General features: G+C 69.7%; 22 protein-coding genes, 1 tRNA gene and 1 riboswitch. Of the genes, 14 read left to right on the top strand and 9 right to left on the bottom strand.

From position 1 onward, the window contains the following. Positions 1–35: 35 nt before the first annotated feature. The 3 genes from FHR90_RS01885 to xseA form a co-directional block, all read right to left on the bottom strand. Positions 36–959, bottom strand: coding sequence for a pyruvate, water dikinase regulatory protein (locus FHR90_RS01885; protein ID WP_176621998.1), 924 nt, complete (start codon positions 957–959; stop codon positions 36–38). Next, on the bottom strand, positions 956–3637 hold the full coding sequence (gene ppdK / locus FHR90_RS01890) for a pyruvate, phosphate dikinase (protein ID WP_183274651.1): 2682 nt from the start codon (positions 3635–3637) through the stop codon (positions 956–958). Before ppdK ends, FHR90_RS01885 begins: the two co-directional genes overlap by 4 nt. Positions 3638–3793: 156 nt before the next feature. Beyond that, a complete protein-coding gene (gene xseA, locus FHR90_RS01895; protein WP_183274652.1) occupies positions 3794–5275 on the bottom strand; it encodes an exodeoxyribonuclease VII large subunit in 1482 nt (493 codons plus the stop codon). Between the two features lie 256 nt (positions 5276–5531). Between xseA and purD the strand changes: the two genes are divergently transcribed. Genes purD through FHR90_RS01910 form a run of 3 tightly spaced genes read left to right on the top strand, consistent with a single transcriptional unit; the run spans position 5532 to position 7852 of the window. Then, on the top strand, positions 5532–6806 hold the full coding sequence (purD, locus tag FHR90_RS01900; protein ID WP_183274653.1) for a phosphoribosylamine--glycine ligase: 1275 nt from the start codon (positions 5532–5534) through the stop codon (positions 6804–6806). Between the two features lie 54 nt (positions 6807–6860). Continuing rightward, entirely contained in the window at positions 6861–7340 is a 480-nt protein-coding gene (parS, locus tag FHR90_RS01905; RefSeq protein ID WP_176624868.1) for a type II RES/Xre toxin-antitoxin system antitoxin, read from the top strand. After that, positions 7337–7852, top strand: a complete 516-nt coding sequence (locus tag FHR90_RS01910; RefSeq protein ID WP_176624870.1) for an RES family NAD+ phosphorylase — start codon at positions 7337–7339, stop codon at positions 7850–7852. The genes parS and FHR90_RS01910 overlap by 4 nt, the downstream gene beginning before the upstream one ends. Here the strand turns inward: FHR90_RS01910 and FHR90_RS01915 are convergent. After that, positions 7824–9107, bottom strand: coding sequence for a cystathionine gamma-synthase family protein (locus tag FHR90_RS01915; protein WP_176624872.1), 1284 nt, complete (start codon positions 9105–9107; stop codon positions 7824–7826). The two genes, FHR90_RS01910 and FHR90_RS01915, sit on opposite strands and share 29 nt — an antisense overlap. A 72-nt stretch (positions 9108–9179) precedes the next feature. Here FHR90_RS01915 and FHR90_RS01920 point away from each other — a divergent pair, with 72 nt between their 5' ends. Then, positions 9180–10157: an aldo/keto reductase gene (locus FHR90_RS01920; RefSeq protein ID WP_183274654.1), complete on the top strand. Its 978-nt coding sequence runs from the start codon at positions 9180–9182 to the stop codon at positions 10155–10157. Between the two features lie 104 nt (positions 10158–10261). After that, positions 10262–12835 (top strand): membrane-bound PQQ-dependent dehydrogenase, glucose/quinate/shikimate family, encoded by a 2574-nt coding sequence (locus FHR90_RS01925; RefSeq protein WP_176623422.1) that lies wholly within the window; start codon positions 10262–10264, stop codon positions 12833–12835. Positions 12836–12874: 39 nt separating this feature from the next. Here the strand turns inward: FHR90_RS01925 and folE are convergent, their stop codons facing one another. Genes folE through metZ form a run of 3 tightly spaced genes read right to left on the bottom strand, consistent with a single transcriptional unit; the run spans position 12875 to position 15159 of the window. Next, positions 12875–13465, bottom strand: a complete 591-nt coding sequence (gene folE, locus FHR90_RS01930; RefSeq protein WP_176623424.1) for a GTP cyclohydrolase I FolE — start codon at positions 13463–13465, stop codon at positions 12875–12877. Between the two features lie 12 nt (positions 13466–13477). Beyond that, a complete protein-coding gene (gene apaG / locus FHR90_RS01935; RefSeq protein WP_176623426.1) occupies positions 13478–13942 on the bottom strand; it encodes a Co2+/Mg2+ efflux protein ApaG in 465 nt (154 codons plus the stop codon). Next, positions 13939–15159 (bottom strand): O-succinylhomoserine sulfhydrylase, encoded by a 1221-nt coding sequence (metZ, locus tag FHR90_RS01940; protein ID WP_176623428.1) that lies wholly within the window; start codon positions 15157–15159, stop codon positions 13939–13941. Before metZ ends, apaG begins: the two co-directional genes overlap by 4 nt. Before the next feature lie 79 nt (positions 15160–15238). Beyond that, positions 15239–15318: riboswitch (SAM riboswitch) on the bottom strand. Between the two features lie 146 nt (positions 15319–15464). Here metZ and FHR90_RS01945 point away from each other — a divergent pair. Then, positions 15465–15538 (top strand) — tRNA-Gly (locus tag FHR90_RS01945). A gap of 36 nt (positions 15539–15574) precedes the next feature. Here the strand turns inward: FHR90_RS01945 and FHR90_RS01950 are convergent. After that, the gene (locus FHR90_RS01950) at positions 15575–16159 is read right to left on the bottom strand and encodes a hypothetical protein (protein WP_246329951.1); all 585 of its coding nucleotides are present in this window, start codon (positions 16157–16159) and stop codon (positions 15575–15577) included. Between the two features lie 125 nt (positions 16160–16284). On the opposite strand from FHR90_RS01950, the gene FHR90_RS01955 reads away from it, so the two are divergent. Beyond that, the gene (locus FHR90_RS01955; protein ID WP_176623430.1) at positions 16285–16521 is read left to right on the top strand and encodes a DUF1653 domain-containing protein; all 237 of its coding nucleotides are present in this window, start codon (positions 16285–16287) and stop codon (positions 16519–16521) included. Between the two features lie 10 nt (positions 16522–16531). Here FHR90_RS01955 and FHR90_RS01960 read toward each other — a convergent pair whose 3' ends face one another. After that, positions 16532–20287: a glycoside hydrolase family 99-like domain-containing protein gene (locus tag FHR90_RS01960; RefSeq protein ID WP_266152789.1), complete on the bottom strand. Its 3756-nt coding sequence runs from the start codon at positions 20285–20287 to the stop codon at positions 16532–16534. A gap of 153 nt (positions 20288–20440) precedes the next feature. Here FHR90_RS01960 and metX point away from each other — a divergent pair, with 153 nt between their 5' ends. The 7 genes from metX (at position 20441) to FHR90_RS01995 (ending at position 25730) form a co-directional block, all read left to right on the top strand. Next, a complete protein-coding gene (gene metX, locus FHR90_RS01965; RefSeq protein WP_176622411.1) occupies positions 20441–21682 on the top strand; it encodes a homoserine O-acetyltransferase MetX in 1242 nt (413 codons plus the stop codon). Between the two features lie 64 nt (positions 21683–21746). After that, on the top strand, positions 21747–22349 hold the full coding sequence (gene metW, locus FHR90_RS01970; protein WP_176622409.1) for a methionine biosynthesis protein MetW: 603 nt from the start codon (positions 21747–21749) through the stop codon (positions 22347–22349). Between the two features lie 95 nt (positions 22350–22444). Then, a complete protein-coding gene (locus tag FHR90_RS01975) occupies positions 22445–22858 on the top strand; it encodes a DoxX family protein (RefSeq protein WP_176622407.1) in 414 nt (137 codons plus the stop codon). Between the two features lie 96 nt (positions 22859–22954). Continuing rightward, positions 22955–23614, top strand: coding sequence for a hypothetical protein (locus FHR90_RS01980; protein ID WP_176622404.1), 660 nt, complete (start codon positions 22955–22957; stop codon positions 23612–23614). An 18-nt stretch (positions 23615–23632) separates the two neighbouring features. Further along, positions 23633–24232 carry a cytochrome b/b6 domain-containing protein gene (locus FHR90_RS01985; RefSeq protein ID WP_176622402.1) on the top strand — a complete coding sequence of 200 codons (600 nt, stop codon included), beginning with the start codon at positions 23633–23635 and terminating at the stop codon, positions 24230–24232. Further along, positions 24229–24993: a molybdopterin-dependent oxidoreductase gene (locus FHR90_RS01990; RefSeq protein ID WP_176622400.1), complete on the top strand. Its 765-nt coding sequence runs from the start codon at positions 24229–24231 to the stop codon at positions 24991–24993. The genes FHR90_RS01985 and FHR90_RS01990 overlap by 4 nt, the downstream gene beginning before the upstream one ends. A 35-nt stretch (positions 24994–25028) precedes the next feature. Next, the gene (locus FHR90_RS01995) at positions 25029–25730 is read left to right on the top strand and encodes a glutathione binding-like protein (protein WP_176622398.1); all 702 of its coding nucleotides are present in this window, start codon (positions 25029–25031) and stop codon (positions 25728–25730) included. Positions 25731–25753: the final 23 nt, after the last annotated feature.

The following is a 25753-nucleotide window of genomic DNA, read 5'->3' on the forward strand; positions in this document are numbered from 1 at the left end:
GTTACAATTCGGCCGGTTTGATGACCGCAGATCCCTCACACCGGCTGCGGCAGCGCCTCGCCATGTCCGGGGCGGCTGAGATGCCAGCGTTCGGCGAAGCTCATCGCGGTGGCCGCCGTCTCCTCGATCGAGCGGCGTGACACGTCGATGACCGGCCAGTCGTGCTGCGCACAGAGCCGGCGCGCCCAGACGATCTCGCCGCGCACCGAGTCCGGATCGATATAGGGGTCGTTGGCATCGAGGAGATTGCGATTCTGTCCGAGATCGACGGCAAGCCGGTGCCGGCGCACCTCGACCAGCAGCATCGGCTCCAGCGTCAGCCCGATCACCGGCCGATCCAGCGTGTGCAGCTCGGCCGGGATCTCGCGCCCAGGCACCAGAGGCACGTTCGCCGCCTTGATGCCGCGATTGGCGAGGTAGAACGAGGTCGGCGTCTTCGAGGCGCGCGACACGCCGACCAGCACGATGTCGGCCTCCGCCAGCCCGCTGACCGCCTGGCCGTCATCATGGGCGAGCACGTAATGCATCGCATCGATGCGGCGGAAATAATCCTCGTCCATGACATACTGCATGCCCGGCCGGCCTTCCGCCGGCTCGCCGAGACGCTCGCGCAGCAGGTTCAGCACCGGATCGAGCACGTTGACCACCGTCACCCCGAGCGGCAGCGCTGCGGAATCGAGCATCGCGCGCAGCCGTACGTCCATGATCGACGACAGCACCGGCCCTGGTGTCTCGGTGATTCCGGCGACCACGCGCTGCACCTGCTGGCGGGTGCGGATCAGGTTCCAGCGATGGTAGTTGACATGGCTGTGGCGAAACTGCGCGACAGAGGCGCGGGCGATGGCATTGAGCGTGTCGCCGGTTGCATCCGACACCAGATGCAGGTCGATCTGCCGCTCGCTGCCCGAATGCAGCGGGCCGGCGAACTGGCGGAACAGGTCGCGTTCGTTGTCCGTCATGCCTTGTGCGCCGCTTGCGATCGTCGCATCCGCAATGCTGCCTGTGCGGCGGCGAGCCGTGCGATCGGTACGCGGAACGGCGAGCACGAAACGTAGTCGAGGCCGAGCATCTCGCAGAACTCGATCGAGGACGGATCGCCGCCATGCTCGCCGCAGATGCCGAGCTTGATGTCCGGCCGCGTGCTGCGTCCCTTGTCGGCGGCAATGCGCACCAGCGCCCCGACGCCATCGCGGTCCAGGGTCACGAACGGATCCTTCGGCAGCACGCCGGTCTCGATGTACTGCTGCAGGAAGGTGCCGGCATCGTCGCGCGAGATGCCGAATGTGGTCTGGGTGAGATCGTTGGTGCCGAAGGAGAAGAAATCCGCCTCCGCGGCGATGGCGTCTGCGACCATCGCCGCACGCGGCAGCTCGATCATCGTGCCGACGCTGTATTCCACCGCGGCACTGCCGTCCTTCGGCGCTGTCTCGGCGGCAACCTTCTCGATCTCGGCGCGGGTGATCTCGAGCTCCCGCGCCGAGCCGACCAGCGGGATCATGATTTCGGGCCGCACCGGCCGCCCCGTCTCCGCCGCGACCTCGGCCGCGGCCTCGAACACCGCGCGCGCCTGCATGCGGTAGATCTCGGGGAAGGTGATCCCCAGCCGGCAGCCGCGATGACCCAGCATCGGATTGCTCTCGGCCAGCGCCTCGTAACGCTCCTTGATCGAGGCGAGCGTCTGGCCAAGTCCCTCGGCCACTTCGGCCATCTCCTCGTCCGTATGCGGCAGGAACTCGTGCAGTGGCGGGTCGAGCAGGCGGATCGTCACCGGCCGGTCGCCCATGATGCGGAACAGCGCGGCGAAATCCGCGCGCTGGAACGGCAGCAGCGTCTCGATGGCCCTCGCCCGCGAGGTCGCATCACCTGCCATGATCATCCGCCGCACCGCGCCGATGCGCTCGGGGGCGAAGAACATATGCTCGGTGCGGCACAGCCCGATCCCCTCGGCGCCGAACCGCGCCGCCGTGGCGGCATCGGTCGGCGTCTCGGCATTGGCCCGCACCTTCAGCCGCCGCACCTTGTCCGCCCAGCCCATCAATGTGGCGAAATCCCCCGACAGGTTCGGCTCGATCGTCGGCACCGCGCCTGCGAACACCTCGCCGGTCGAACCGTCCAGCGTGATCCAGTCGCCGGCTTTCAGCGTCACCCCGCCGGCCGTCAGCGTCTGCGCGGCGTAGTCGATGCGGATGCCGCCTGCGCCGGCGACGCACACCCGCCCCATGCCGCGCGCCACCACCGCCGCGTGGCTGGTCATGCCGCCGCGCGTGGTCAGCACGCCGCGCGCCGCGTGCATGCCGTGGACATCTTCCGGGCTGGTCTCGATGCGCACCAGGATGGTGGCCTCGTCCTTCGCCGCGCGCGCCTCGACCTCGTCGGCGGAGAAATAGATCGCGCCGCCCGCCGCCCCCGGCGAGGCCGGCAGGCCACGCGCGATTGCATGGCGCTCGGCCTTCGGATCGAGGGCGGGATGCAGCAGCTGGTCGAGCGAGGTCGGCTGGATCCGGGTCAGCGCCTCCTCCTCGGTGATCATCCCGGCCTGCGCCATCTCGATCGCGATGCGCAGCGCGGCCGCCGTGGTGCGCTTGCCGGTGCGGGTCTGCAGCACATACAACCGGTTCTGCTGCACGGTGAACTCGATGTCCTGCATGTCGCGGTAATGCCGCTCCAGCCGCTCGCGCACCGCCAGCAGCTCGCCGTACGCTCCTGGCAGCCGGCGCTCCATCGACAGCTCGCCCGGCTTCGCGCGGCCCTCGGCCATCGGCTGCGGCGTGCGGATGCCGGCGACCACGTCCTCGCCCTGGGCGTTGATCAGATATTCGCCGTAGAAGATGTTCTCGCCGGTCGACGGATCGCGGGTGAAGCATACCCCCGTCGCGCAATCCTCGCCCATGTTGCCGAACACCATCGCCTGCACGTTGACCGCGGTGCCCCAGTCGGCGGGGATGTCGTGCAGGCGGCGATAGGTGTTGGCGCGGGGATTCATCCAGCTGCCGAACACCGCCCCGATCGCTGCCCAGAGCTGGTCGTGCGGGTCCTGCGGAAACGCCGCCCCGGTCTCGCGCTCGACCAGCTCCTTGTAGGCAGCGACGACCTCCTGCCAGTGCGCGGCGGACAGCTCGGTGTCGTCGCTCACGCCATGCTCGGTCTTGGCGTCGTCGATGATCTCCTCGAAATTGTGGTGCGACACGCCGAGCACCACGGAGGCGAACATCTGCACGAAGCGGCGATAGGAATCCCAGGCGAAGCGGGGGTCCTGCGAGCCGTGCGCCAGCCCCTCGACGGTGGTGTCGTTCAGCCCGAGATTGAGCACCGTGTCCATCATCCCCGGCATCGACACCCGCGCGCCCGAGCGCACCGAGACCAGCAGCGGGCGCTCCGGATCGCCGAACCCCAGCCCGGTCGCCCGCTCCACCGCCGCCAGCGCATCGGCGACCTGCTGATGCAGCCCGTCGGGATACTGGCGCTCGTTGCGATAGAACGCCGTGCAGACCTCGGTGGTCAGCGTGAAGCCCGGCGGCACCGGCAGGCCGATCTGTGCCATCTCGCCGAGATTGGCGCCCTTGCCGCCCAGCAGGTCGCGCATGTCCGACCGGCCTTCATTGCCCTCGGCGCCGAACCGGTACACCCACTTGGTCATCAACTGCTCCCGCCATGGCCGTCCGTGCCGCGCGGCCTGTGTTTTGTGAGCAGCATAGCCGCGTGCGGGGCGACCCGGAAGAACGCGGCTCAGGCCTGTTCGACGTTCGCCTGCAAAGTGTCCGTTCGTCCCTGCTCGCCGTTCATGCGGGCGGCGCTACAACCCCAACTCCCCCTGCGCCGTCTTGCCCAGTACCTGCACGTCGCGTGCGCCATCGGCGAACACCAGTTCTAGGCGCTCGCCCACGCGCAGGCCCGCCGCCGAGCCCACCGCATGCCCCGCCGCATCGCGTACCAACGCATAGCCGCGGCCCAGTACTGCCTCGTAGCTCGCAGATTCCAGCCGCGCGCCCAGCCCATCGAGCACTGCCCGCCGCTCGCGCAGCAGCGCCTCCAGCGGCGCACGCGGCAACACGCGCAGTCCAAGCCGCAGCCGTGCCTCCCGGAGCGGGGCGCGCCCTGCCGAGGTCAGCCCGCCGGACGCCACGGCCAGCGCGCCGCGCCGCTGCGCGATCGCCAGATGCGGTGAGGCTACGCGCCGCTCCACGGCCAGCAGCCGCGCCCGCGCCCGGGCCAGCAGCGGCGGCAGCGCGCCTGCGAGCCGGTGTCGTCGCTCCATCAGTTGCCCGCGCCGCTCAGCCACCAGCGCCGGCAGCGACAGCGACAGCCGATGTCCGCGATCGTCCAGCACCTGCCGCGCTATCCCCACCATTCCCGGCAGGTCGGGCAAGCCCCCTGCCGCCCGCGACAGCCGCAGTCGCGCGACCTGCGCCACCCTTTGCAACCCGTGTCCGAGCCGCGCCGCCCGATGCGCCAGATCGCTCACCAGCGCGAGACGCATCGGCACCGCCAGCTCGGCTGCGGCCGTCGGCGTCGGCGCGCGCCGGTCCGAGACATGGTCGATCAGCGTGGTGTCGGTCTCATGTCCCACAGCCGAGATCACCGGAATCGAACAGGCCGCCACCGCCCGGATCACCGCCTCGTCGTTGAACGCCATCAGGTCTTCCAGGGAGCCGCCGCCGCGCGCCACGATCAGCACGTCGGGCTTGCGCTCGAGCCGGTCCATCCCCGCGATCGCGGCCGCGATCCGCGCCGCCGCACCCTCGCCCTGCACAGGCACCGGCCACAGCAGGATGTTGCGCGCGAACCGTCGCGCGATCGTGGTGCGGATATCGTGCAGCACCGCCCCCTGCGGCGAGGTGATCACCCCCACCCATTCCGGCAGCATCGGCAACCCCCGCTTGCGCGCCTCCTCGAACAGCCCCTCCTCGGCCAGCCGGGCCCGCAGCGCCTCGATCCGCGCCAGCATCGCCCCTGCACCCGCATATTCGAGCCGGTCGATCACCAGCTGATACGACGACCGCTCGCCATAGGCAGTGATCTTGCCGGTCGCGATCACCTCGACCCCGTTCTCCGGCGCCAGCCCCAGCCGCGAGACCGATCCGCGCCACACCACGGCCGCGATCTTGCCGCCCTCGTCCTTGAGTGACAGATACACATGCCCCGACGGATAGCGCTTGAGCTCCGTGACCTCGCCGCGCACCCGCACGCGGCCGAACCGCCCCTCCAGCGTCGCCTTCACCGCCCCGGAAATCTCGGAGACCGTGAACTCTGGCACATTGCCCTGCATCTCACTCATCCGCACAGCATACGCCCATCCCGTGGCGCCCGTCTGCCGGGGGACGCTGTCCCCCGCACCCCCTGGCAGGAGGCTCGGCCTCCTGCACCTCGGTTTTCGAGGGGGTGATGAGGGAGGGGCGGTGATGGCGCGTCCGCGCCGGCGACTCCCGTCCGCGCCCCTCCCTCATCACCCCCTCAACAATCGGTTTGCAAAAGGCTAAGCCCTTTGCCGGGGGTGCAGGGGGCGGCGCCCCCTGCCATCGGGGAGCCATGGGATGCGTGTATTGCTGGTCGGGTCGGGCGGGCGGGAGCATGCGCTGGCGATGATGCTGGCGCGGAGCCCGTTGCTGGAGGCGTTGATCGTGGCGCCCGGCAATCCCGGGACGGCGCGCTATGGGCGCAATGTGGCGGTGGCGGTCGATGATGTGGCCGGGCTGGTGGAGCTGGCTCTGGGCGAGGGGGTGGATCTGGTGATCCCGGGCCCCGAGGCGCCGCTGGTGGCGGGGCTGGCGGATGCGTGTGCTGCGGCGGGGCTGGCCTGTGCGGGGCCGAGCCGCGCGGCGGCGGCCCTCGAGGGGAGCAAGGCGTTCACCAAGTCGGTGGCGGATGCGGCGGGGATTCCCACGGCGCGTTACGAGCATTTCACCGATGCGGAGGCGGCGAGCGAATTCGTCCGCCGGCGTGGGGCGCCGATCGTGGTCAAGGCGGACGGGTTGGCGGCGGGCAAGGGGGTGGTGGTGGCCGAGAGCGTCGAGGAGGCGCTGGCGGCGATCGACATGATGATGCGCGCGGGGGGCTTGGGCGCGTCGGGGGCGGAGGTGGTGATCGAGGAGTGCCTGACCGGCCGCGAGGTGTCGCTGTTTGCGCTGTGCGACGGGCTGGATGCGGTTCTGGTGGGCGCGGCGCAGGACCACAAGCGGATCGGCGAGGGCGATACCGGGCCGAATACGGGCGGGATGGGCGCGCTGTGCCCGCCGGCCGGGTTCGACCGCGCCGCGCAGGAGGCGGCGGTGGATGTGTTCGTCCGGCCCGCCCTGGCGGAGATGGTGCGGCGGGGGACACCGTTCCGCGGCGTGCTGTTCGTCGGGCTGATGCTCACGGAGCAGGGACCGAAGCTGATCGAATACAATGTGCGGTTCGGCGATCCGGAGGCGCAGGTGCTGCTGCCTCGGCTGACCTCAGACCTGCTGGCGGCGTTCGCGGCGATGAGCGAGGGGCGGCTGTCGGAGGTGGAATTCAGCTTCGCCGACATCGCCTCGGTCGGCGTGGTGATCGCCGGGCGCGGCTATCCCGGCGCGCCGGCGAAAGGCGGGGTGATCGAGGGCATCGCGCGGGCGGAGGCGATCGACGGCGTGCAGGTGTTCCAGGCGGCGACGAAGCAGGTGGGTGACGTGCTGGTCGGCGATGGCGGGCGGGTGCTGACGGTGTGCGCGCAACGCCCCGATCTGCGCGCGGCGCGCGACGCGGCCTATACGGCGGTGGCGGAGATCACCTGGGCGGACGGGGTGTTCCGACGCGACATCGCGCTCAAGGCGCTCGATGCAGCTTGAACGCGGCGTCATGTGTCGTATATAAACGCGACACATGACGCCTGCGGAGGCATGATGTCGGCAGCACTCGAATACCCCTTGCCGGAACACGACCCGTTCGACAGGGCGGTCGGCCTGCTCGGGGGCGAACGCCATCTCGGTCGGAGGGTGAGCGGGCCGATGGATGTGCATGACGTGATCCTCGAAGGCATGCCGTCCTCGGCGGCGGTGTGCCTGTTCGCCGAGCTCGACCATCTCAAGGTCGACAGGGCGATGGAAAACGCGGTCGGGTTCAGCCTACGCACCTTCCAGCGACGTCGCGGCGCGCCGGAGCGGATGCTGACCCGCGAGCAGGGCGGCAAACTGTGGCTGTTCGCCGAGATCCTGGCGCTGGCGAGCGATGTGCTCGGCACTCAGGACGCGGCCGAGCGCTGGCTGGAGACGCCGGCGATCGCGCTGGAGCGTCACCGGCCGCTCGACCTGCTCGCCACCCCGGCCGGCACCGAGATGGTGCGCGACCTGCTCGGACGGATGCGCACCGGCGTCTACACATGACCCCGCTGCCGCCGCCGCTGGGGTCGGGCGACCTCATCGGCTGGCGGCTGGACACGGCGAGATTCGCGCCGTCCTGGGAGTCGGGTGAGGGCGCGTTCCTCTACGGTGGCCGCTGGAACAGCCGTGGCACGCGGGTGGTGTATGCCAGCCTCGATCCGGCCACCGCGATCGTCGAGGTCGCGGTGCACAAGGGGTTCGATGCGCTCGACACGGTGGCGCATGTGTTGACCTCGTTCCGCCTGCTCGACCCGGCTCTGGTGCATGTGGTCGCGGCGGCCGACATTCCCAACCCGAACTGGCTGCGCCCCGGCCCCCCGGGCGCGGGCCAGCAGCGCTTCGGCGATGCGCTGCTGGCGGCGCATGTGGCGGTGCTGGTCCCAAGCGCGGTCTCGACGCATAGCTGGAACCTGCTGCTGCGCGTGCCGGCGCCCTCGGGCGTCTACGAGCCGGTCGCGCAGGAGCCGTTCGCGCTCGACACGCGGCTCAATCCAGTGCCGACAGCGCGCCCGTGAGATCGGCGATCAGGTCGTCCACGTTCTCGATGCCGATGCTCAGCCGGATCAGCCCCTCGCTGACCCCGATCCGTGCCCGGGTCTCCGCCGGCACGCCGGAATGGGTGGTCGAGGCCGGGTGGCAGGCGAGCGATTCGGTCCCGCCGAGGCTGACCGCGAGCTTGAACAGCCGCAGCCGGTTGAGCACCGCGAAGGCTTCCTCGCGGCCGCCATCGATCTCGATGGCGAAGGTCGAGCCCGGGCCGGTGCACTGCGCGTCATAGATGCGACGCACCGTATCGGACCCCCGCCCCGGGCCGAGCGCATGCACGGCGCGCACCTTCGGATGCGCGTCCAGCCGCTCGACCACGGCGAGCATGTTCGCTGCCGCCCGGCGCACGCGGATGTCGAGCGTCTCCAGCGAGCGCCCGATCATCCAGCAGGAATGTGGATCGAGCTGGGTGCCGATCGCGCTGCGCAGCAGCCGCACCGGGGCGAGGGCCGCCTTCGCGCCCAGCACCGCGCCGCCGATCAGGTCGCTGTGGCCACCGATATACTTGGTCAGCGAAGCCAGAACGAGGTCGGCACCATGCGCCAGCGGCTTCTGGAACACCGGGCTGAGCATGGTGTTGTCGCACAGCACCAGCGGTCGCAGCCCGCTCGCAGCCCCGATGCGTTCGGCGGCCGCGCGCACGGCGGCGATGTCGACCAGCGTGTTGAGCGGGTTCGACGGTGTTTCGATGACGATCAGGCTGAGCCGCCCCTTCGCCTGTGCGGCGCGGGCGGCGGCCTCGATCGCCGCCGCGTCCGCGCCATCGGCGAAGCCGTGGGCCGCGATGCCGAACGCGGCCAGCGTCTTGCCCAGCAGCGTCTCGGTGCCGCCATAGAGCGGCTGGCTGTGCAGGATCACGTCGCCGGGGCGCGCGGTGGCCAGGATCGCGGTGGTGATCGCCGACATTCCCGAGCTGAACACCAGCGCCGCTTCCGCATCCTCGTAGAGGGCGAGGCGATCCTCGATGATCTCGCTGTTGGGGTGATTGAAGCGCGAATAGACCAGCCCCGCACCGTCCTCGCCGGCCGGCTTGCGCCCGGAGACCACGTCGAAGAAGTCGCGCCCGTCCTCGGCGGAGCGGAACACGAAGGTCGAGGTCAGGAACACCGGCGGCTTGACCGACCCTTCCGACAGGGTGGGGTCGTAGCCGTAGCCGAGCATCAGCGTCTCGGGGGCCAGCGCATGCCCGTCGATGCTGCGCTGCCTGCTGTGGTCCCTGCTCATCGTCGTGGCCCCTGTCCGTGCTGCCTGCGTCCTCCCATAGACGCTCGCCGACAATCCGGCGAGGATACCCGCATGGAGTACACCCGCCTCGGCCGCACCGGCCTTGAAGTCTCGCGCCTCGCGCTCGGTTGCATGAGCTTTGGCATCCCCGATCGCGGCCCGCATCCCTGGACGCTCGACGAGGCGGCGTCGCGGCCGCTGATCCGCCAGGCCGTGGAGGCGGGGATCAATTTCTTCGATACCGCCAACTTCTACTCGGACGGCACCTCCGAGGAGATCGTCGGCCGCGCGCTGCGGGACTTTACCCGTCGTGACGAGACGGTGATCGCCACCAAGGTGTTCTTCCCGCTGCGCGAGGGGCCCAATATCGGCGGCCTGTCGCGCAAGGCGATCCTGAGCGAGATCGACCACTCGCTGCGTCGCCTCGGCACCGACTACGTCGATCTCTACCAGATCCACCGCTTCGATCCGCACACCCCGATCGAGGAGACGCTGGAGGCGCTGCACGACGTCGTTCGTGCCGGCAAGGCGCGTTACATCGGCGCCTCGTCGATGGCGGCCTGGCAGTTCGCGACCATGCTGCACACTGCCGAGCGGCATGGCTGGACGCGGTTCGTCTCGATGCAGAACCACCTCAACCTGCTCTACCGCGAGGAGGAGCGCGAGATGCTGCCGCTGTGCCGGGCGGAAGGGGTGGGCGTGATCCCGTGGAGCCCGCTCGCCCGCGGTCGGCTCACCCGCCCCTGGGACGAGACGTCGGCCCGTGCCGAGACCGACGAGGTCTCGCGCAAGCTGTATGCCGCGACCGAGGCCGCCGACCGTGCGGTCGCCGACGCGGTCGGACGCATCGCCGAGGCGCGCGGCCTGCCGCGCGCGCAGATCGCGCTGGCTTGGGTGCTGCAAAAGCCCGGCGTCACCGCCCCGATCATCGGCGCGACGAAGCCGCATCACCTCGCCGACGCGATCGCCGCCCTGTCGGTGACGCTGTCGGCGGACGAGATCGCCACCCTCGAGGCCAATTACCTCCCGCACGCGCCGGCCGGTCACTGAACTCCGGCCGTTCGGCCCTCGGCCACAGTTCGTGACATCGAGGGCGGCAACATTTGCATGGTCAGGACGTTGGCGCCGCGAAATCAGCCGGAGACCCCCTGCCAATGGCCGCGTCACATTCGATATCGGAGGGGCTGCACGAGCTCCGGCGTCGCGTCCCTCTGATCGTCGGACTCGCGGCGGCGGCGCTGGTCGTGGTCGGGCTGGTCATTCTCGCTCTCGGGGCGATCCTGATCTGGCAGGGCGACACCTGGTATTACGGCATCGTCGGCGTGGCGATGATTGCCGCCGGCATCCTGCTTGGCCGCCTGTCCGTCATCGGCGTGTGGCTCTACGCCCTGGTGCTGCTCGGCACGGTGATCTGGGCGCTCGCCAATGTCGGGCTCGACGGCTGGGCGTTGATCCCGCGCATCATCGCTCCCGCCGTGCTCGGCCTGCTGGTATTTCTTCCCGGGGTGGTTCGTGGCGTCGGCGGGCGTGGCAACCTGGGCTGGCTCGGCGAGGCGGTCTGCGTGCTGCTGATCGCCGCCACCTTCGCGCTCGGCTACCGCATCACCGACGAGCGCCACAAGGTCTTCGCCACGGCCGCCGACTGGAATGCGTCCGCGCCTGGAACCGACGAGGCCGGCAACGACTGGCGCTATTACGGCCGGACTGCCGCGGGTGACCGCTACGTGCCCTTCGACCAGATCACGCCCGCCAACGTCGCCCAGCTTCAGAAAGTGTGGGAGTTCCGCACCGGCGACATGCCGCGACACGGCGAGAACGCCAACGGTCGCGAGTTCAGCTTCGAAGCCACGCCGCTCAAGATCGGCGATACGCTCTATCTGTGCACGCCGCACCGCGACGTGCTGGCGCTCGATGCCACCACGGGCAAGCAGATCTGGCGTTTCCAGCCCGGCGGCGATCTCAGTCACAACGTCTACCAGGCCTGCCGCGGGGTCTCGTATTTCGACGCCTCGGCCGGCGATATCGCCGGTCCGTCGGATGCCGATACCCCGGCAGCGCGCGCGGTGGTCGCCCCGCCGGGTGCGGCGCAGACCAGGATCGACACCTCGACCGTGCCCGACACCAAGCTGGCACAGACGGTGCAGCCGGCCGGCGACGGCGCACCCTGTCAGCAGCGCATCGTGTCGACCGATTCCGATCTGCCGCGCCTGTTCGAGCTCGACGCGAAGACCGGCCATCTGTGCACCGATTTCGGCGATGGCGGCTATGTCGACCTGCGTCAGGGAATGGGGCTGATCCCGCCCGGCTTTCACTTCATCTCGTCGCCGCCGATGGTGATGGACGGTCGCATCATGCTCAGCGGCTGGGTGTACGACAATCAGTCCAAGGGCGAGCCGTCCGGCGTGATCCGTGCCTTCGACGCGGTGACCGGCAAGCTGTCCTGGGCATGGGATGTCGGCCGCGTACCGGCGACCAAGCCGCTCGGTGACGGCGAGACCTTCACACGCGGCACGCCGAACGGCTGGGGCGTGTTCACCGCCGATCCGAAGCTCAATCTGGTCTACATCCCGACCGGCATCGCCACGCCCGACTATTTCGGCGGCCAGCGGCGGCCGTTCGACGAGACCTACGACACCTCCCTGGTCGCGCTCGACGCGGCCACCGGGCAGGAACGCTGGCATTTCCAGGCCGTGCATCACGACATCTGGGATTTCGACCTGCCGGTCGGTCCGTCCCTGGTCGATCTGCCCGGCGGCCCGAACGGCGGCACCATCCCCGCGCTGGTGCAGACCAACAAGCAGGGCCAGCTCTTCCTGCTGAACCGCGAGACCGGGCAGCCGATCGCCACCGTCGAGGAAAAGCCGGTGCCGCAGGGCAACACCCCGGGCGAGCATTATTCGCCGACGCAGCCGTTCTCGACCGGCATGCCGTCCTTCACCCCGCCGCCGCTCAAGGACAACGATGTCTGGGGGGCGACGCCGATCGACCAGGCGCTGTGCCGGATCCGGTTCAACAACATGAACAAGGGCCCGCTGTTCACGCCGATCTCGACCACCGAGACGCTGGGGAACCCGGCCTTCGACGGGGTGATGGACTGGTTCGGCGCGACCATCGACCCGGTGCGCCATGTGCTTTACGCCAACCTGACCAACCAGCCCTTCGTCATGCAGCTGGTGCCGCATGACAAGGCGGTGAAGGAGGGGCTGATCAAGGACTGGGCCGGGTGGGGGCATCCGTTCCCGCAGGGCGCCTTCGACGTGAACCCGCAATACTACCTGCCCTATGCGGCGATCATCCGGCCGTGGCTGAGCATCATCCAGGCGCCCTGCGTCAATGCGCCGTGGGGTCACATGGAGGCGATCGACCTCGTCACCCGCAAGGTCCTGTGGACGCGTCCGCTCGGCACGACGGCCAACATGGGGCCGTTCGGCGTGCGCATTCCGGTCGGCCTGCCGACTGGGATCTTCTCGATGGGCGGCTCGATCGCCACCAGGTCGGGGCTGCTGTTCATCGGCGGCACCACCGATCAGGCGTTCCGGGCGATCGACGCCAAGACCGGCGACACGCTTTGGGAGACTACCCTGCCGGCCGGCGGCAATGCCACGCCGATCTCCTATATGGGGACGGACGGGCGGCAATATGTGGTGATCGATGTCGGCGGCCATGGCGGCATGCGCTCGCGCAACGGCGACTACATCATCGGCTTCGCGCTGCCGAAATCGAACTGAACACGGGGGCGGGGTGCACTTGTGCACCCCGCGCCCTGCTCAGCGGCGCTGGCGGTCGCCGATCATCGCCAGCAACTCGGCGCGGGTGGCAGGATTGTCGCGGAACACGCCCAGCATGTGCGACGTCACCATCGAGACGCCCGGCTGGTGCACGCCGCGTGTGGTCATGCACTGGTGCTCGGCGTCGATCACCACCGCCACGCCATGCGGCTCCAGCACGCGGTCGATGGTGTTGGCGATCTGCGCGGTCAGCCGCTCCTGGATCTGGAAGCGCTTCGCATAGGCCTCGACCACGCGGGCAAGCTTGCTGATGCCCACCACACGGCGGCGTGGCAGATAGGCGACATGGGCGCGGCCGAGGATCGGCGCCATATGGTGCTCGCAATGGCTCTCGATGCGGATGTCGCGCAGCAGCACGATCTCGTCGTAGCCCTCGACCTCCGAGAACGTCGTGGTCAGCAGCGTCTCCGGCTCGATGCCGTAGCCGCCGAACCATTCCTCGTAGGCGCGCGCCACACGCCCAGGCGTGTCCTGCAGCCCCTCGCGGCCCGGATCCTCGCCGGCCCAGCGCAGCAGCGTGCGGATCGCGGCCTCCGCTTCGTCGCGTGAGGGGCGGGGGGTATCGGTCATGATGTGCGGGTCTCAGTGTTTCAGGCGTGGCTGGTAGGGGCTGTCGAGGCTGAAGGCGGGGATCATGACGTCGAACTCCTCGCCGGTACCGGGCACGACCATGTGGTACAGCCCGGTCATGAACCCGCACGGGGTGGGCAGCGGCGTGCCGGACGCATAGGAGAACGACTGCCCGCCCGCCAGCAGAGGCTGCTCGCCGACCACCCCCTCGCCCTCGACGGTGCGGGTCTGGCCGCGCGCATCGGTGATGCGCCAGGTACGCCGCAGCAGCCGGACCGTGTGCGTGCCGCGATTGTCGATGGTGATGTGATACGACCACACATAGTTGTCGGTCTGCGGGTCGGAATGGTCCTCGAGAAAGGCGGTGCGAACGCTGACCGCGATGTCGCGGGTGATCGCAGTCCACACCTCGCCCGCCGCCTCCGTCTCGGCCGGATCGGGCTGGAGCATCGATGGCGGCGGCGGGCGGCGGCTCATGCGGCGGAGCTGTCCTTGCGGCTGGCGACGGCGGCGAGTCCCGCGGCGAGGTCGTCGCACAGATCGTCCGCGTCCTCGAGACCGACCGACAGCCGGATCACCCCGTCGGTGATGCCGAGCCGGGTGCGCTCATCGGGGCCGATGCGCATGTGCGTGGTGGTCGCCGGATGGGTCGCGAGCGAGCGGCTGTCGCCGAGATTGTTGGAGATCGACACCAGCCGAAGCGCATCGAGCAGCGCGAAGGCGCCCGCCTTGCCACCCTCGACCTCGAACGTCACCATCGTGCCGCCGCCCTGCATCTGGCTGTCGTTGAGCGCCTTCTGCGGATGGTCGTCGCGGGTGGGATACCACACGCGCGAGATGCCCGGCTGTGCTGCGAGGAAGTCGGCCACCCGGGCGGCATTGCGGCTCATCGCGTCGACCCGCAGATGCAGCGTCTCCAGCCCCTTGAGCAGCACCCAGGCATTGAACGGCGACATCGCCGGCCCGGTATTGCGGATGAACGGCTGCAGCGTCTCCTCGATCCAGGCCTTGCTGCCCAGCACCGCGCCGCCGAGCACCCGGCCCTGCCCGTCGATATGCTTGGTGCAGGAATAGACCACCACGTCGGCGCCCAGCTCCAGCGGCTTCTGCAGCAGCGGGGTGGCGAACACGTTGTCGACCACCACCAGCGCGCCGGCCGCATGCGCGAGCGCACTGACCGCGCGAAGGTCGACGATCTCCAGCATCGGGTTCGACGGGCTCTCCAACAGCACCAGCGCGGTCGGCTGTGCCAGCGCCGTGCGCCATTGATCGAGATCGGCGCCGTCGACGAACACCGTCTCGACGCCGTAGCGCGGCAGCAGGGTGGAGATGATCCAGTGGCATGAGCCGAAGATCGCGCGTGAGGCCACCACCCGGTCGCCGGCCTTCACATGCGCGAGGATCGCAGCACTGACCGCGGCCATGCCGGTGGCGGTGGCGCGCGCCGCCTCGGCGCCCTCGATCGCCGCCAGCCGTGCCTCCAGGGCCGCGACGGTCGGGTTGCCGAAGCGCGAATACTGATAGTGCTCGACCTGGCCGAGAAAGGTCGCCTCCGCCTGGGCCGCATCGTCGTAGACGAAGCCCGAGGTCAGGAACATCGCCTCCGACGTCTCGCCATACGGCGTGCGCTCGACGCCTGCATGCAGCAGGCGGGTGGCGAGGCGGTGAGGGGTCTTGGGTGCGGGATCGGACATCGAACGGGTTCTTCGCCTGCTGCGGTACTGCCCGGCCAACGAGTTCCGACACGGTGTCTGCCTGCACCGGGCCGGTGCACACAGCTGCCGCTGGGCCTCTTTAGCGCGCTTGTTTTTCCTCGCCGCAATCCGGCCGGACAAATCACGAGGACGAAGGAGGGATCACCCCACCGTCGCGGCCGGGACTGTAGAGTTCACCCCCACCCGGGTCAACCGCGCCCACCGCCTGCCTCCCCTGCGAGGCGGTCAGACCGGCATTTCCCCATTCCCAACCCGGCCCCGACCCCGTATAACCCGGCACCGCTGCGGGTGTAGTTCAATGGTAGAACGGCAGCTTCCCAAGCTGCATACGAGGGTTCGATTCCCTTCACCCGCTCCACCGCATCGCCGCAGGACGCGGTGGCTCGTCGGACCCTCAGGGCGACGTGTCGCTCGGCGCCGTCGAGCGCTGTGCGGGGGGCAGCGTCTTCTGGTGTCGCTCGATCGAGCGCTTGAGGCCGTCCATCGAGGGCGCGGCGAGGGTGTCGCGGTAGCCGCGGCCGTTCCACACCCAACGGTCGTCGTCGTTGACCATCAGGTCGTGCATGCCGCCATGCGTGGCAGGCAGAACCCGGATCGGCCCGCTGACGGAATCGAGCACTTTCAGCCAGTCGCCACCGCGATGCAGGTAGACGCTGGTCGAGCATCCCGCCGAACCGCACAGGCTGGCGGACTGCAACTGCACGAACAGCGCCGCCTCCTTCGAGCGGGGATCGAGCCGCGCCGAGCCGATCAGCACCAGCGGCTGGTCGCCATGATGGGCGGCCTGTTCGAGATCGTAGCGCGTCAGTGTCCGCGCGGTGGCATCGAGCGGTGAATTCGGCTGCGCGGTCAGCAGGACAGGCCCGCCGCCTTCCGCCGCGCGCGGGTGGTGATGGTGCGCGCTCGCCGCAATCGCCACGCGGCCGGGGCCTGGCCAGGCCAGCAGGACAAGCGCCAGGGCGGCAATTCGGTGGATCATGGCGGCGCGGCGGTCTTTCATCACGGAGGTCAACGCATCAGCCACGCCTGCGATGCCTGCGCACCACGCGGAACGCGGCCTGGGCCGGAGCTTGCGACGCCGCCACTTGCCTGCCAAGCAGGAGCATGTCCAGCCCCCGACCGCCCGCCGACGCCCCACCCCCTGGGCGCTACCGCCATTACAAGGGTGGTGTGTACGCGGTGCTCGACCTCGCCCGGCACAGCGAGACCGAGGACTGGCTGGTGATCTACCGCGACGAGGCCGGTGGCGGGCTGTGGGCGCGGCCGCTGGGGATGTGGAACGACACCGTCGCGGGCGCGCCCCGCTTTGCGCCGCTCACGGCGTCGACATCCCGCCCGTGACCCCGACGGTTCAGCCCCCGTTGAACTGCTGGTGCAGCTTGCGCCGGTAGGCCTCCTGTCGCGCGCCGGCGCCGGGGGAGACGGCCTCGTGGATGGCGGCGATCTCGTCGAGATGCGCGCCCGCCGCGAGCCGGTGGGTGACGCTGAGGGCGTGCCGGCGGTGGCGATTGAGCGGCTGCGCGACATAGGCGAGCTGCGCCCCGGGGCGGTTGAGCAGCTCGATATAGACGCGCCAGTCGCCGGCCATGCGCAGGGTGGCGAGCGCGCCCGCGCAGGAGTCGAGGGCGGCGAGCAGGGCCTCGCGCCGGAACAGCACGGCACTCGCATTAAGCACCAGGTTGCGCTCGGCCAGCGCGGTGCGCACGAACTCCGGCCCGTCGAACACCCCGTCATGGTCGAGCAGCGTGCCCACGGTCTCGGCGTAATAGGGCTTGTAGCCGTCGCCGCTGACCGCCCCGTCGGCATCGATCGCCACCGAATCGCAGAATGCCATCACCGCCGCCGGTGCGCGGTCCAGCGCTGCGGCGAGGCGCGCAAGCATCTCCGGCTCGGCAGCATCGTCGGCCTCGGCGATCCACAGCCACTCGCCGCGCGCACGCCGCGCCGCCTCGTGCCACTGGCGGAACACGGAGCCGGAATTGCGCGCATTGCGGTGCAGGGTGATGCGCCGTCCGGCCGCACTGGCCGCGGCCTCGGCCACTGCGACGCTGTCATCGGTGGAGGCGTCGTCGAGCACCAATACCTCGTCGAGCGGATGGGTCTGGCCGAACACCGAGGCCAGCCGCTGGTCGAGGTAGCGCGCATAGTCGAACGACAACACCGCCGCCGAGATGCGCCGCGTTGCCGGCAGGGCGAGGCCGAGCAGGGCGTCGGCATAGTCCGTGAAGCTGAAGCGCGCGGCGAACGTGCGGCCCCGCGCGGCGCGCTGCCGCGCCGGCAGCGCCTGGGTCCGCCGTGCGGCGGCGCGGGCGGCGCGCAGCATCGCCGCCGTCTGGCCGACCGGCACGCACGCACCGAGCGCGGGCTCGGCATCGATCAGCTCGGCCACCCCGCCGGTGCCGCGAAACGCGATGCAGGGCAGGCCGCAGGCCATCGCTTCCAGCGCTGCGGTGGGCAGCGGATCCTCGCGCGAGGTAAGCGCGAAGACATCCGCCGCCGACAGCCACTCCCCCACCGCCTCGGTCTGTCCGGGCAGATGCAGCTGGCCGGCCTCGACCGCGGCCTCGATCTCGGCGCCCAGATGCTGTCGCAGTCCGGGATCGATCGGCCCGAGCCAGATCGCATGCACCGGCGCGCGCCCGGCGACCCGGCGGTCGAGATCGAGCTGCACGAGCTGGAGGAACAGGTCCAGCCCCTTGCGCAGGTCGCCATGCCCGCAGCCGATCAGCACCGGCGCGTCGGGCGGGATCGCCAGCCGGGCGCGCAGGGCGCGTCGCGCCGTCGTCGAGAACCGTGTCGCGGTGTACAGGCCCTGGGCCAGCAGGCGGCGGGGCGCGCCCGGCAGGACCTCGGCTGCTGCACCGAGGGCGGCATCGACGCGTTGCCGGACGAACGGGTTCGGGTAGATCACCGCGCTGGCGCAGGCCGCGCTGCGACGCAGCGGGTCGAGCAGCCCCCACGCCCCGAGCAGGCCGGGCAGCTCGTGCACGAGCTGGACATGCGCGATGCCGCGCGCCGACAGGGCGGGGGCGAGGAGCGCCGTGGCGGAGGTGTTGAGCACCGCATGGGCGAGGCCGCGCGCGCGCAGCCCGTCCAGCAGGTCGGCCACCGCCGGGCTGTCGGCGGCGGCGATCGTCGTCGGCGCCACTGCCTCGTAGGCCGCCCGCAGCGCGCCGTCGCCCAGCAGCAGGAAGCGCACCATCACGCCGTGATCGGCGCGCAGCCTCGCACCCAGCGCGAGCAGCAGCCGTTGCGCACCCGACGGGTAGGCGTCGTGGCCGACCAGCAGCAGCGCATGGGCGGCGTCGCGAGGCGAATCGCCCGCGCGGCCGCGCAGCAGGGCGCGCGCCGTGGCGTTGAGGTAGGCGCTGCCGAAATGCTGGTCGGGCTCGAGATAGGCGCCTTCGGCCCACTCGTTCCAGGCGTTGATCGCGACCACCGGCGTGCCGAAGAACGGTTGCGTGACGGCGCGGTCGATCAGGCCTGCGAGCCAGTCCTCGTAGCGTGACGGTGTCGAGCCGTGCAGCACCAGCCCGTGCCCCTGCCGACGCGCATCATTGTCCCACGAGGGGGCGGCGGTGCGGATCAGCGGGAATGCCGCCGGCGGCTCGGCCAGCGCGCGCTCGACCACGGCGTCATAGGCATGCACGTTCGCCGTCAGGGCGGGGTCGAGGATGTCGAGGCTCTGGTTGATGAGCTCGAGGTTGCGGGCGACCTTGTGCGGCGGGAATTCGATGGCGCCGTCGAGGCCGTACTCACGCGGGTCGTTGCAGTCGAAGGCCTGCGCCATCACCAGCAGCGGCTCCGCGCCGGCGCGCCGGAACGCCTGCCGCCAGCGCGCGATCGTCGCCCGGGCGTCGGGGATCACGTCGACCCGGTAGATCAGCAGCAGCGGCCGGCCGTGCAGGCGGATATAGCGCGGATCGTCGAAGTGCCGGACGAACGCCGCCACCAGCGCCGCCTCGTCCTCCTCGCGATAATGCTGCGCGAGCAGCACCTCGTCTTCCGAGCCGTCCCATCGGCGGGACCAGTTCTCGTTGGCCCACATCAGGCAGAACGGCATCGCCAGGGAGCGGTCGGCGAGGAACGCTTCCAGCGGTCCGTCCAGCAGCCGCTTGCGGTCGAACCAATAGAAATAGAACGCGAACCCGCCGATCCCGGCCGCGCGTGCCATCTCGATCTGCCGGCGCATCACGGCCGGATCGTCGAGCCGGTAATGGCCCAGATCGCGCGGGATGCGCGGCTGGTAGTGCCCCGCGAAGCGCGGCAGGCCACGCTGCAGATTGGTCCATTCGGTGAAGCCCTCGCCCCACCAGGCGTCGTTCTCGGTGCAGGGGTGGAACTGCGGCAGGTAGTAGGCGAGCAGCAGTGCGCGGGGCACCACGCCCTGCGGCAGCGGACGGCGCGTCTCGAAATGCGGGCCCGGGGCGCTGGTGCGCCGCACTTCGTCGGCGATGGTGGTGCGCGAGGCGGTGGGCGGCGCGGGCGCGGGCGGGGCGTCGCGCCGGGCGAGGTAGTGCAGCAGCGGATTGGCGTCGAGATCGGCCTCGGCGAGATGCGTGCGGCGGTAATCCACCGGATCGAACCCGGCAAACGGGCGGCGCGCCTCGCGGAAGCCCTGCGTCATGTAGTGCTCGACCGGGTCGAGCCCGGCCAAAGCGATGTCGGGATAGGCGTGCAGGTAGAAATCCGGGTCGAAGCCCGGCATCGGCCGCACCCCGCCGCGCGCCTTGTTGAACAGGTAATGCGCCAGCGCCAGCATGCCCGCCGGCACGTCATGGTTGGCCCGATACCAGTGCGGGTCGAACCACGAGATCGGCCGCAATCCGGCCGCCTCGCCGTGCTCGATGTAGTGCAGCAGCGGATCGGTCTCCGCGCCGAGCCATTCGGCATGGGTCTCGCAGTACCAGCGCGGGTCGAAATGCGCGTTCGGCTTGCGTCCCTCGCGCCAGCCGAACAGATGGTAATGCAGCAGCGCCTCGCTGCCGAGATGTGCGAGGTCGCGGTTGTTGGCGAGGTAGAACTCGGTGTCGAACAGGCCCGAATGGCCGAGCATCAGCAAAGGCGGCTGTTTTCTGTCAGGATCGTGCTGGTCGGTGGACGTCACGCGCCGCTCCGATCGAGGATTGCGAGCCGGTGGATGATTTCGGATACGAACAGAGGCACTGACGTTTTGTCAATCCGAGCGGCAGCGAGCGGCTTGCGGATGCGGCGTGCGGCAGATTGGAACACCGGGGCTTCTGAGATAAGGAAGGCCCCCATGAACGTCCCCCGGCCCGCCTTCGATCCGGCCGTCCTGCCCGCCGGTGGGGCGGCGGCGGACGATTCCCACCAGCACGTGCGCTTCGGCGACGGTCTGGCGCTCGAATGCGGCGCCGTGCTCGACGAACTCGTCGTTGCCTATCGCACCTACGGCCGGCTCGATGCCGACCGTGCCAACGCCATCCTGGTCTGCCACGCGCTGACCGGCGACCAGTATGTCGCCGAGCCCCACCCGCTCACCGGCAAGCCGGGCTGGTGGTCGAACCTGGTCGGCCCCGGCCTGCCGATCGACACCGACCGCTTCTTCGTGATCTGCGCCAATGTGCTCGGCGGCTGCATGGGCTCGACCGGCCCGCGCTCGACCCGGCCCGACGGCACGATCTGGGGCACCGATTTCCCGCCCGTCACCATCCGCGACATGGTCGACGCGCAGGCGCGGCTGATCGACCATCTCGGCATCGACCGACTGTTCGCCGTCATCGGCGGCTCGATGGGCGGCATGCAGGTGCTGCAGTGGGCGGCCCGCTATCCCGAGCGCGTGTTCGCAGCACTCCCGATCGCCACCGCCGCCCAGCATTCGGCGCAGAACATCGCCTTCAACGAGGTCTCGCGCCAGGCGATCGCCGCCGATCCCGACTTCCACGCCGGCCACTACCGCGACCGCGGCACCATCCCGGCGCGCGGACTCGGGGTGGCGCGGATGATGGCCCACATCACCTATCTGTCGGAAGAGGCGCTGACCCGCAAGTTCGGCCGTCGCCTGCAATCCGCCCCCGCCAGCCCGGCCGCGGGCGGCGGGGCGGGGCTGTTCGGCGAGATGTTCGAGGTCGAGAGCTACCTGCGCCATCAGGGCAGCAGCTTCGTGCGCCGGTTCGATGCCAATTCCTATCTCACCGTCACCCGCGCGATGGATTATTTCGACCTCGCCCGCGACCATGACGGCGACCTCGCCTCCGCGTTCGCCGGCACCTTCACGCGGTTCTGCGTGGTGTCGTTCTCGTCGGACTGGCTGTTTCCCACCGCGCAGTCCCGCGCCATCGCCCGCGCGCTCAACCGGGCGGCGGCCAATGTCAGTTTCGTCGAGATCGACACCGACAAGGGCCACGACGCCTTCCTGCTCGACGAGCCCGACATGCATCGAACCGTCGCCGGCTTCCTCGACGGCGCGGCCATCCACGCAGGGCTCCGCCCGGCACCCCCCGGGGTCGCGGCCCCCGGACCCCGGGGCAAGGCTCCCTGAGGCAGATGCAAGGGGGAGGCGGGCGGCCATTTCCCCGCCGCCCGACCTGCCCTATCACGTCGTCATGCGTCTCGATCAGAAACTCATCGCCGACATGATCGCGCCCGGCTCGCGCGTGCTCGACATCGGCAGTGGCGACGGTGCGCTGATCGACCACCTGTTCCGCACGCGTCAGTGCGATGCGCGCGGCATCGAGATCGACATGGCGGCGGTGACGCAATCGGTCGCGCACGGGCTGCCGGTGATGCACGGCGACGCCGACAGCGACCTCGCCCATTACCCCGATGCGGCCTTCGACTATGTGGTGCTCCAGCGCACGCTGCAGGCGGTCGAGCGTCCGCGCGAGGTGCTGCGTCAGATGCTGCGCATCGGGCGGCGCGCCATCGTCAGCTTCCCCAATTTCGGCCACTGGCAGCTGCGCCTGCAGCTGCTGACGACCGGGCGGATGCCGATGACCACCACCTGGGGCCGCCCGTGGTACGAGACGCCCAACATCCATCCCTGCACGATCCGCGACTTCTTCGCGCTGTGCGCCGAGGAGGGCTATGTGGTGGAGGACTGGATGGCGGTGGACGAGGCCGGCGACCGTGCGCCCTGGCGGCGCTCGGTGCGCTTTGCCAACCTGTTCGGCGAGCAGGCGCTGTTCCTGCTCGGCCGGCGAGGGTGATCGCGCTGCGGCCCGCCATGGCGGGCCGTTGAATTGTCTCGCCTCGCCCGCGGAAACATCCCATGCTGGGGTGCCGGCAGAGGGAAGCGGACAGCATGGAGCTCAATGGCGTGAAGCTGCCGCGTGACGCGGCACTGCTGTTCGCACGACTGGCCCTCGCGTCATTGTTCGTGCTGCTCGGCTGGCAGAAGCTGACCGCCTTCGGACCGACCGCGGCCTACATGGCGCAGGATGGCCTGCCACTCCCGCAGCTCGCCGCCGCGATCGCCGTGGCGATGGAGCTCGGCGGCGGCCTGCTGATCGCGCTCGGGGTGCTGGTCTCGCCCCTCGCCCTGCTGATGGCCGCCTATACGCTGGTCACCGGCATTGTCGGCCATCATTACTGGACCATGCAGGGTGCGCTGCGCGCCGACATGTTCATCCATTTCTGGAAGAACGTCGCCATTGCGGGCGGATGGGTCGCCTTGTCGGGCGCCGGGCCCGGGCGCTGGGCTCTGATTTCGCGCTGAGGCTGTAACCGGGGTCCGCCCGTCGCCGAAGACAGCGACGAATCACCCCGGCGCGCGTTGCGACGGTGATCTCATCGTCGACAGGAAGGCAGTTTCATGCGTTCGCTCATCACCGCAACTCTCGTCGCGGCATCGGCCCTGGCCGGTGCGACCACGGCCCTGGCCGACGCGCCGAGCCGTGTCCGTGGCACCATCGTCTCCGTCTCCGGCGACACGGCGGTCATCCGCACCCCGATGGGCAAGGTCGATGCCCACCTCACCGCCGACAGCCGCATCGTCGGCGCGAAGAAGGCCTCCCTCGACGACATCAAGCCGAACAGCTTCATCGGCACCGCCGCGGTGCCGGGCAACGGTGACCATCTGCGCGCGCTCGAGGTGACGATCTTCCCCGAGGCGATGCGCGGCACCGGCGAGGGTTCCTATCCGTGGGACCTGGGCAAGTCCGGTTCGATGACCAATGGTGCGGTCAGTTCGATGACCAACGGCACCGTCGCCCCGGCGGCCGCGGCAAGTTCGATGACCAATGGCACCGTCAGCGCGATGGGGGCGAAGGGCCGCACCATCAAGGTCGCCTACAAGGGCGGCGAGAAGATCGTCGACCTGCCCGACGATACCCCCGTGGTCACCCTCGATCCCGGCGACCGTTCGCTGCTCAAGCCGGGCGTGAAGGTGGTGGTGTTCGGGCCGAAGACGGGCGATACGGTCGAGGCCAAGCGCATCGTCGCCGGCGAGGATGGCGTCAAACCGCCGATGTAAGTCGCGGGAATGCCGCCGATGTCCTTGCCGTCCCGTCGTGCCCATCCGCTGGTCGTGCGGCTCACCCACTGGGTGAACGCGGTCGCCATCACGCTGATGGTCGGCAGCGGCTGGGGCATCTACAACGCCTCTCCGCTGCTGCCCGTGCGCTTCCCGCCCTGGGCGACGCTGGGCGGCTGGCTCGGCGGGTCGATCGCCTGGCACCTCGCCGCGATGTGGCTGCTGGCGGGTAACGCGCTGGTCTATCTCGGCTATGGTCTGGCCAGCCGGCATCTCGCCCGCGATCTGCTTCCCGTCACCCCGCGCTCGGTCCTCGCCGACCTGCGCGCGGCCCTGCGCTTCCAGCTGCCGCACCAGCCCGGACACTACAATGCCGTGCAGAAGCTGCTCTATCTGATGGTGCTGGGGTTCGGCGCCCTGGCGGTGGTCTCCGGGCTGGTGCTGTGGAAGCCGGTGCAGCTCCATGGGCTGGCGTGGCTGCTCGGCGGCTATCCGGTGGTGCGCTGGCTGCATTTCGTCGCGATGAGCGGCATCGTCGGCTTCGTTGCGATCCATCTGGCACTCGTCGCCCTGGTGCCGAAGACCCTGCCACCGATGATCACCGGACGCGCACGATGACACCGCACGAGCGCCGCGCCCTTCGCGATGCCCACCGCCCGCAACTCGCCCGCCTGCAACGGCGGATGCTGCTGCACGGTGGCCTGTCGCTCGGCGCGGTGGCGCTGTTGTCGGGCTGCGACGACGATGCATTGTCCGGCGACGGCGCGCTCGATCGCATGCTGCGCAGCATGTCGCGCTTCAACGACCGCGTGCAGTCCTGGCTGTTCGATCCAAGGCGCCTCGCGCCGACCTACGCCGCCAGCCAGATCACCCGCCCGTTTCCGTTCAATGCCTATTACGGCATCGACGACGTCCCCGACATCGACCCGGACGGCTGGAAGCTCGAGCTCTCCGGGCTCGTTGCCGACCGCACGCCCTGGACGCTCGCACGGTTGCGCACGCTGCCGCAGGAAAGCCAGATCACCCGGCTGATCTGCGTCGAGGGCTGGAGTGCGATCGGCCAGTGGAGCGGCGTGCCGCTGGGTCGCTTCCTCCAGCGCATCGGCGCCGACCTCACGGCCCGCTATGTCGGTTTCAGATGTGCCGACAAATACTATTCGAGCATCGACATGGCCTCCGCGTTGCATCCGCAGACCATCCTGACCCTCGATTTCGCCGGCGACCCGCTCAACGGCGCCTACGGAGCTCCGCTCCGCCTGCGCATTCCCACCAAGCTCGGCTTCAAGAATCCGAAATATATCCAGGCCCTGTTCGTGACCAACACCTACCCCGGTGGCTACTGGGAGGATCAGGGCTACAACTGGTTCTCCGGTTCGTAGGGATGGTTTCGAACGGACCGGAAGGAGGCATACACATGATCGAGCTGCATTACTGGCCGACGCCGAACGGCCACAAGATCGCGATGTTTCTCGAGGAGTTCGGTCTCGACTACGAGATCCACCCGGTCAACATCTCGGCCGGAGACCAGTTCCGGCCCGAATTCCTCGCCTTCTCGCCCAACAACCGCATCCCCGCCATCATCGACCGCGCGCCCGCCGATGGCGGCGAGCCGGTCGGCGTGTTCGAATCCGGCGCGATCCTGCAATATCTGGCCGAGAAGACCGGCCATGGCACCCTCGGCGATATCCGCGGGCGCAAGACGGTCAATGAATGGCTGTTCTGGCAGGTCGGCGGGCTTGGCCCGATGGCTGGGCAGAACCACCATTTCGTGCAGTACGCGCCCGAGAGGATCGACTACGCGATGACCCGCTACGTCAACGAGACCAACCGGCTGTACGGCGTGCTCGACCGGCGTCTGGCGGGCCGGGCGTTCATCGCCGGCGACACCTACACCATTGCCGACATGGCCTGCTATCCGTGGATCGTGCCGCACGAGCGCCAGCGGCAGAACCTCGCCGATTTCCCCGACCTCGCCCGCTGGTTTGCCGCGATCCGCGACCGTCCCTCGACGGTGCGCGCCTACGCCAGGGGCGAGGCCCTGCGGTCGGGGCCGACGGTCAACGATGCCAGCCGCTCGGTGCTGTTCGGCCAGACCGCGTCCTCGCACACGAAATAGCGGCGGTTCGCCTTCATACCGGA

Source organism: Endobacter medicaginis, from assembly GCF_014192375.1.
In the GTDB taxonomy this organism is placed as follows: domain Bacteria; phylum Pseudomonadota; class Alphaproteobacteria; order Acetobacterales; family Acetobacteraceae; genus Endobacter; species Endobacter medicaginis.

Bases quoted from the DNA above. Each gene is read 5' to 3' on its own strand.
- FHR90_RS01885 (WP_176621998.1), bottom strand. From the start codon at position 959: ATGACGGACAACGAACGCGACCTGTTCCGCCAGTTCGCCGGCCCGCTG.
- ppdK (WP_183274651.1), bottom strand. From the start codon at position 3,637: ATGACCAAGTGGGTGTACCGGTTCGGCGCCGAGGGCAATGAAGGCCGG.
- xseA (WP_183274652.1), bottom strand. From the start codon at position 5,275: ATGAGTGAGATGCAGGGCAATGTGCCAGAGTTCACGGTCTCCGAGATT.
- purD (WP_183274653.1), top strand. From the start codon at position 5,532: ATGCGTGTATTGCTGGTCGGGTCGGGCGGGCGGGAGCATGCGCTGGCG.
- parS (WP_176624868.1), top strand. From the start codon at position 6,861: ATGTCGGCAGCACTCGAATACCCCTTGCCGGAACACGACCCGTTCGAC.
- FHR90_RS01910 (WP_176624870.1), top strand. From the start codon at position 7,337: ATGACCCCGCTGCCGCCGCCGCTGGGGTCGGGCGACCTCATCGGCTGG.
- FHR90_RS01915 (WP_176624872.1), bottom strand. From the start codon at position 9,107: ATGAGCAGGGACCACAGCAGGCAGCGCAGCATCGACGGGCATGCGCTG.
- FHR90_RS01920 (WP_183274654.1), top strand. From the start codon at position 9,180: ATGGAGTACACCCGCCTCGGCCGCACCGGCCTTGAAGTCTCGCGCCTC.
- FHR90_RS01925 (WP_176623422.1), top strand. From the start codon at position 10,262: ATGGCCGCGTCACATTCGATATCGGAGGGGCTGCACGAGCTCCGGCGT.
- folE (WP_176623424.1), bottom strand. From the start codon at position 13,465: ATGACCGATACCCCCCGCCCCTCACGCGACGAAGCGGAGGCCGCGATC.
- apaG (WP_176623426.1), bottom strand. From the start codon at position 13,942: ATGAGCCGCCGCCCGCCGCCGCCATCGATGCTCCAGCCCGATCCGGCC.
- metZ (WP_176623428.1), bottom strand. From the start codon at position 15,159: ATGTCCGATCCCGCACCCAAGACCCCTCACCGCCTCGCCACCCGCCTG.
- FHR90_RS01950 (WP_246329951.1), bottom strand. From the start codon at position 16,159: ATGATCCACCGAATTGCCGCCCTGGCGCTTGTCCTGCTGGCCTGGCCA.
- FHR90_RS01955 (WP_176623430.1), top strand. From the start codon at position 16,285: ATGTCCAGCCCCCGACCGCCCGCCGACGCCCCACCCCCTGGGCGCTAC.
- metX (WP_176622411.1), top strand. From the start codon at position 20,441: ATGAACGTCCCCCGGCCCGCCTTCGATCCGGCCGTCCTGCCCGCCGGT.
- metW (WP_176622409.1), top strand. From the start codon at position 21,747: ATGCGTCTCGATCAGAAACTCATCGCCGACATGATCGCGCCCGGCTCG.
- FHR90_RS01975 (WP_176622407.1), top strand. From the start codon at position 22,445: ATGGAGCTCAATGGCGTGAAGCTGCCGCGTGACGCGGCACTGCTGTTC.
- FHR90_RS01980 (WP_176622404.1), top strand. From the start codon at position 22,955: ATGCGTTCGCTCATCACCGCAACTCTCGTCGCGGCATCGGCCCTGGCC.
- FHR90_RS01985 (WP_176622402.1), top strand. From the start codon at position 23,633: ATGTCCTTGCCGTCCCGTCGTGCCCATCCGCTGGTCGTGCGGCTCACC.
- FHR90_RS01990 (WP_176622400.1), top strand. From the start codon at position 24,229: ATGACACCGCACGAGCGCCGCGCCCTTCGCGATGCCCACCGCCCGCAA.
- FHR90_RS01995 (WP_176622398.1), top strand. From the start codon at position 25,029: ATGATCGAGCTGCATTACTGGCCGACGCCGAACGGCCACAAGATCGCG.